This is a genomic window from Falsiroseomonas sp. CW058, from assembly GCF_050563535.1.
Classification (GTDB): Bacteria; Pseudomonadota; Alphaproteobacteria; order Acetobacterales; family Acetobacteraceae; genus Falsiroseomonas.
In genome coordinates this window covers 23498-29647 of sequence record NZ_JBNXUO010000047.1, presented here as the reverse complement: position 1 = coordinate 29647, position 6150 = coordinate 23498, and the positions used below count along the sequence as shown (strand labels likewise).

Below are 6150 nucleotides of genomic sequence, written 5' to 3'. Positions count from 1 at the left end.
CCCTGCGCGCGGGCTGCCGCCTGCTCGTGCTCGACGGTGCCTCCCCGGCCTTCGCCGCGGTCGCCGGCGCGGCGGCGGAATGCGGCGCGGAGTTGCTGCCCGCGCGGCCGCCGGCGCTCGACCTGCAGGGGCTCGACCTTCGCCGGCCCGGCGCGCGCGCCCTGCTCGCGCGTTGGTTGACCCCCGCCCCCCATGACAGCGCCGTCACCAGGGGCTAAACCGCAGCCATCGAACGAAGCCGCCGACCGACGAGAGGACACCGCCCAGATGCGCCTGACGCCGAAGGTCCAGGAAATCCTGTCCTGGTACGAGAGCGACAACCCCGGCACCAAGGCCAACCTTGCCCGCATCCTGATGCAGGGCAGGCTCGGCGGCACCGGCCGCATGGTGATCCTGCCGGTCGACCAGGGCTTCGAGCATGGGCCCGCCCGCAGCTTTGCGCCCAACCCCGCCGCCTATGACCCGCGCTACCTGTTCGAGCTTGCGCTCGAGGCCGGGCTGAACGCCTATGCCGCGCCGCTCGGCATGATCGAGGCCGGGGCCGCGACCTATGCCGGCTGCATCCCGACCATCCTGAAGATGAACAGTTCCAACAGCCTGTCCACCACCAAGGACCAGGCGGTGACGGCGTCCATCGGGGATGCGCTGCGGCTCGGCTGCTCGGCCGTCGGCTTCACCATCTACCCGGGCTCCGAATACCAGTTCGAGATGATGGAGGAGCTGCGCTCCCTCGCCGAGGAGGCGAAGTCCGTCGGCCTCGCCGTGGTGGTGTGGAGCTACCCGCGCGGCCCGATGCTGGACAAGGTGGGCGAGACGGCGCTCGACATCGCGGCCTATGCCGCGCACATGGCGGCGCTGATCGGCGCGCACATCATCAAGGTGAAGCCGCCGACCGCCTCCGTCTCGCTCGACGCCGCGAAGAAGACCTACGAGAAGCACCCGGTCGAGGACGACGCGGCGAAGCGCTTCGCGCACATCGTCCAGGCCTGCTTCGGCGGCCGCCGCCTGGTCGTGTTCTCGGGCGGCGAGGCGAAGGGGAACGAGGACATCCTGAAGGAGGTCCGCGCCATCCATGCCGGCGGCGGCAACGGCTCCATCATGGGCCGCAACGCCTTCCAGCGCAGCAAGGCCGATGCGCTGAAGCTGCTCGGCGACATCATCGACATCTACAAGGCCTGAGCGGCGGCGCCCCTTCCCCGGCACCGGGGGAAGGGGCGACGCGAGCCGCATCAGGAGCTCTCCTGCCGTCGGCCCCGGCGGCAGGCGCCGCGCCGGTTTCCGTGCGGGCCGCGGCATCGCGCGCGGGATCGGGGCATCGGTCGGGCGCATGGACCTTCTCCTCACCTCCGCCGTCTTCCTGCTGGCGGGCGCGGCCAAGGGCCTGATCGGGCTTGGCCTGCCGACCATCTCCATCGGGCTGCTGGCGCTGCTGATGCCGCCGGCCGAGGCGGCGGCGCTGCTGCTGCTGCCGTCGCTGGCCACCAACATCATGCAGGCGCGCGGGCCGGACCTCCCGGTGCTGCTGCGCCGCTGCTGGCCGATGCTGCTGGCGATCGTGCCGGCGACCTTCGCGGCCATCCCGCTGCTGGCGGGCGGCGGGAGGCTCGCGCTCGGCCTGCTCGGAGCGGCGCTGCTGGCCTATGCGGCGTGGGGGCTGGTGGCACCGCCGCTGCGGCTGTCGGCGCGCGCGGCGCGGCTCAGCGCGGTGCCGGTCGGGCTGGCCGGCGGGCTCGTCACCGGGGCGACGGGGGTCTTCGTGATGCCCGTCGTGCCCTGGCTCGGCGCGCTCGGCCTCGGGCGGGATGCGCTGGTGCAGGCGCTCGGCCTCGCCTTCCTGGTGGCGACGGTCGCGCTCGGCGCGGCGCTGGCCTGGCAGGGGGCGGTGACGCCGGTGAACGCGGCGGGGTCGCTGCTCGCGCTGCCGCCGGCCCTTGCCGGGCAATGGGCGGGGGCACGGCTGCGCGAGCGCATCCCGCCCGCCACCTTCCGCCGCATCTTCTTCGCCGCCCTCCTCGCGCTCGGCGCGCAACTGGCCTGGCGCGGGCTTGCGTGACCGGCCGCGCGCGGTGCTGTAGACCGGCGCGATGCGCGACGCCTGCCGGCTCTACCTCATCACGCCCCCTGCCCTGCCCGACCCCGCCGCCTTCGCCGCGGCGCTGGCCGGGGCGCTGGACGCGGGCGACGTCGCCGCGCTGCAGATCCGCCTGAAGGACGTGCCGGACGATGCGGTGCTGCGCGCGGCGGAGGCGATCCTGCCGGTCGCGCAGGCGCGCGACGTCGCGGTGCTGATGAACGACCGGATGGACCTGGCGAAGCGCGCCGGCTGCGACGGCGTCCATCTCGGCCAGGGCGACGGCGACCCGGTGGCGGCGCGCCGGCTGCTCGGCGCCGAGGCGATGATCGGCGTCACCTGCCACGCCTCCCGCCACCTGGCGATGGAGGCGGGGGAGGCCGGCGCGGACTATGTCGCCTTCGGCGCCTTCTTCCCGACCGGCACCAAGGAGGTGGCCCACAGGGCGGAGCCCGACATCCTCGAATGGTGGTCCGAGATGTTCGAGATCCCCTGCGTCGCCATCGGCGGCATCGCCGCCGGCAACTGCGCGCCGCTGGTGCGGGCGGGTGCGGACTTCCTGGCGGTGATCGGCGCGGTGTGGAACCATCCCGAAGGGCCGGGCGCGGGGGTGCGGGCCATGAACGCGGCGATCGCCGCCGCAGGCTAGCCCCCGGCCCCGACCCGCCGGACCCGCGGGAGGGTGATGCGATGGGCATGGGTCTCGCCGAGGTGATGCAGGAGGAGCGGGAGGCGCTGATGGCCGAGGCCGTTGCGGCGGAGAGGGCGGGCGCCGCCATCCTGCCCTATGCCGCCGTCGCCGAACTCGCCGATGCGCTGCACACGCCGGGCGCGCTGCGCCGCGCGCATCCGGTCGCCTTCGCGGCGCTGGCCGGCGCCCGGGGCGGGGCGCTGGTGCAGTCCTGCCCGACGCTCGGCTACCGGATGCTCTGGGTCCATGCCGACAACGACCACTACCGCGACGACTACGAGCTGTACCTGCGGACATGCCGCGGCCATGCCGGCGGCGCGCTGCCCGACAGCCACCATGTGGACCACCTGTTCAACCGCGCCCGCGCGCAGCGGCTGCGGCTGTCCTGGATCCGCGCCGTGCTGCTGCCGCGCGGCATCAACACGTCCCATGGCGCGGGCTACGAGAAGGCGCGCACCCGCGGGCTGGTCGGCACGCCGGAGCGGCCGCGGACCATCGACGAGGTGACGCTGATGAAGCTCTGGCTCGTGCGCTCGCCGCGCAAGGGCCAGCCGCTGACGCCGGAGATGCGCGCCCATGCCGGGCGCATGGCCGCGCTGTTCGGGCTGAGCCCGGCGGAGATCGAGGCGAATATCCGCGACCTGATGGCGGTGGCCGCCTTCAGGCCGGGCGGATGATCCGCGCGCCGCGCGGCACCGGCATGCGAGCGAGGACGGGATGACCTTCGAATACGAGACCTGCGACGTCTTCACCACCACCCGCTTCGGCGGCAACCCGCTGGCCGTGGTGTACGGCGCCGAGGCGCTGGACGGCGCCGCGATGCAGCGCGTCGCGCGGGAGTTCAACCTCAGCGAGACCGTCTTCGTCCTGCCCGCGACGGAGGGCAACGACGCCTTCCTCCGCATCTTCACCCCGGGCGTCGAGGTGCCCTTCGCCGGCCATCCGAATGTCGGCGCGGCGGTGATGCTGGCGCGGCGCATGGGCCGGCGCGGGCGCATCCTGCTCGGCCAGGCGGCCGGGCTGGTCGTGGCGGAGCTGACGGAGACGGGTGGCGAGGTCGCCGGCGCGCGCATCACCGCGCCGCGGCCCTTCGCGCGCGCCCGCACCGTGCCGGCGCAGGATGCCGCGGCCTGCGCCGCCCTGCCCGCCGGCGCCGTCGCGGGGGAGGTGGTGGTGGGCGGCTGCGGGCTCGACTTCGCGCTGGCGGAGGTGGCGGACGCCGCGGTGCTGGCGCGCGCCGTGCCGGACATCCCCGCCTTCCGCGCGCGCATGCCGCTGTCCGTCGCGGCCGGGCTGCACCTGTTCACCCGCCTAGCGCCCGGGCGGCTGCGCGCGCGGATGCTGACGCCGATCGACGGCATCGGCGAGGACCCGGCCACCGGCAGCGCGAACTGCGCGCTCGGCGGCCTGCTGCTGGAACGCGAGGGCGGCGAGGCGCTGGAGATCGAGGTCGAGCAGGGGGTCGAGATGGGCCGGCCGAGCCTGCTGCACGTCACCGCCCGGCGCGGGGCAGATGGCATCCGCGTCACGGTCGGCGGCGGCGTTGTGCCGGTGGCCGCCGGGCGCATATGGGTGTGATGGACGAGATCGCCTTCCACACGCGGCTGCACCGGCCGGGCGTCATCCTCGATGTCGGCGCGCATGACGGGCTGCTGACCCTGCCTCTCGCACGCCTGCCCGGTGCGCGCGTGATCGCCTTCGAGCCGCTGCCCCCCGCCTTCGCGCGGCTGCGCGCGGCGGTGCTGGCCGAGCCCAGGCCCCTGCCCGTGACGCTGCGGACCGAGGCGCTGGGCCGGGCGCCCGGGCGGCTGCTGCTGTCGGTCCCCGTGCTCGGCGGCGTGCCGGCCGAGCAATGGGCGAGCACCGCCAAGGACTACGCCGCCTTCGACGGGCTGGAGGTGCAGCGGATCGAGGTGGAGGTCACCACCATCGACGCGCTGGGCCTTGCGGAGCTGCAGCACGTCAAGCTCGATGCCGAGGGCGCCGAGGGGGAGGTGCTGGAGGGCGGGCGGGAGACGCTGCGTCGCTGCCGCCCCGTGCTGTCGCTGGAGCTGGAGGAGCGCCACCGCCCGGGCGCCACGCGCGACGTGCCCGCCCTGCTGGCGGCGCTGGGCTACGAGACGCGGTTCTGGCTGGACGGCGCGATGCGCCCGCTGGCGGAGTTCGATCCCGCGACGATGCAGGTCGCCTCGCCCGACCCCTCGGTCTTCGCGGCGTCGGACCCCTATGTCTTCACCTTCTACGCCTGGCCCGAGGAACGGGCGGCCGAGGTGATGGCCGCGCTGCCCGGCTGATCCACCACCAGCGGCAGCCACAGCACCTGGTCGATCCGCTCGGCCCCGGCCGCGAGCATCGCCAGCCGGTCGAAGCCCACCGCGATTCCGGCGCCGGCCGGCATCCCGAAGGCCAGCGCGGCGAGGAAATCCTCGTCCACCTCCCACCCCTCCTCCCCGGCCAGACGCTTGCGCTCCTCCACGTCGCGGGTGAAGCGGGCGCGCTGCTCGGCGGGGTCGGTCAGCTCGTCGAAGGCGTTGGCGAGTTCGAGCCCGGCGACGAACAGCTCGAAGCGCAGAGCGGCACGGGGGTCGGCCGGGTCGCGGCGGGCGAGCGCGGCCTGCGGGGCGGGCCAATGCGTCAGGAAGGTCGCGCGGTCGCGGTCGATCGCCGGCTCGACATGGGTCAGCACCAGGTGGAAGAACGCATCCTCCCACCCCAGCCCGGCCGGCAGGTCGAGCCCCGCGGCGCGGGCCGCCGCGTGCAGGGCCGCGGCATCGCCCCCGGCCGTCGCGGCATCCACGGTGGACAGGATGTCGAGCCCGCGGCAATGGCGGCGGAAGGCTTCCGCCATGGTCAGTCGCTCGAACGGAAGGGACAGGTCGGTCGCCACCCCGCCATGCGCCACCACGGCCGGGCAGACGGAACGGAACAGCGCCTCCGTCTCGTCCATCAGGCCGTCGAGCGTCATCCCGGGGCGGTACCACTCCAGCATGGTGAATTCGGGTGCGTGCCGGGGGCTCGCCTCGCCGTTGCGCCAGACGCGGGCAAGTTCGAAGACCGGCCCCGCCCCGGCCACCAGCAGCCGCTTCAGCGCCAGCTCGGGCGAGGTGCGGAGCCACAGCACGGTCGGCACGCCGATGCCGAGATGGGGGCGGTATTCGCTGCGGAAGGCGCGCAGGTGGACCTCCATCCCCGGCGCGGGCACCAGGCAGGGCGTCTCCGCCTCGGCATAGCCGCGGCCGGTGAGGAAGGCGCGCGTGTCGGCCGCGAGCCGGGCGCGGCGGCGTAGGAAGGGCAGGCGCGCGGCCAGGCTCTCGGGGTGCCAAGGGGGCGTGGCGCCGGGGGTGGCGCGGGGCATCGGGGGCATGGACGTCGCGGGGCTCGGCGTGGT

General features: G+C 74.8%; 7 protein-coding genes and 1 pseudogene. 7 read left to right on the top strand and 1 reads right to left on the bottom strand.

The genetic code is table 11. The features are described from left to right. From ACK8OX_RS23620 to ACK8OX_RS23590, 7 genes and pseudogenes are all read left to right on the top strand, one after another. Positions 1 to 218 (top strand): annotated as a pseudogene (locus tag ACK8OX_RS23620) (hypothetical protein); the annotation flags it as partial. Between the two features lie 49 nt (positions 219 to 267). Then, on the top strand, positions 268 to 1179 hold the full coding sequence (locus ACK8OX_RS23615) for a class I fructose-bisphosphate aldolase (protein ID WP_430666728.1): 912 nt from the start codon (positions 268 to 270) through the stop codon (positions 1177 to 1179). 148 nt (positions 1180 to 1327) lie between these two features. After that, entirely contained in the window at positions 1328 to 2053 is a 726-nt protein-coding gene (locus ACK8OX_RS23610; RefSeq protein WP_430666727.1) for a sulfite exporter TauE/SafE family protein, read from the top strand. A gap of 31 nt (positions 2054 to 2084) precedes the next feature. Next, entirely contained in the window at positions 2085 to 2720 is a 636-nt protein-coding gene (gene thiE / locus ACK8OX_RS23605; protein WP_430666726.1) for a thiamine phosphate synthase, read from the top strand. A gap of 41 nt (positions 2721 to 2761) precedes the next feature. Further along, positions 2762 to 3439, top strand: coding sequence for a hypothetical protein (locus tag ACK8OX_RS23600; protein WP_430666725.1), 678 nt, complete (start codon positions 2762 to 2764; stop codon positions 3437 to 3439). Positions 3440 to 3479: 40 nt separating this feature from the next. After that, the gene (locus ACK8OX_RS23595) at positions 3480 to 4340 is read left to right on the top strand and encodes a PhzF family phenazine biosynthesis protein (protein ID WP_430666724.1); all 861 of its coding nucleotides are present in this window, start codon (positions 3480 to 3482) and stop codon (positions 4338 to 4340) included. After that, positions 4340 to 5056: an FkbM family methyltransferase gene (locus ACK8OX_RS23590; protein WP_430666723.1), complete on the top strand. Its 717-nt coding sequence runs from the start codon at positions 4340 to 4342 to the stop codon at positions 5054 to 5056. The genes ACK8OX_RS23595 and ACK8OX_RS23590 overlap by 1 nt, the downstream gene beginning before the upstream one ends. On the opposite strand, the gene epmA is transcribed toward ACK8OX_RS23590, so the two are convergent. After that, positions 5002 to 6117: an EF-P lysine aminoacylase EpmA gene (gene epmA / locus ACK8OX_RS23585; RefSeq protein ID WP_430666722.1), complete on the bottom strand. Its 1116-nt coding sequence runs from the start codon at positions 6115 to 6117 to the stop codon at positions 5002 to 5004. The two genes, ACK8OX_RS23590 and epmA, sit on opposite strands and share 55 nt — an antisense overlap. Positions 6118 to 6150 lie beyond the last annotated feature (33 nt).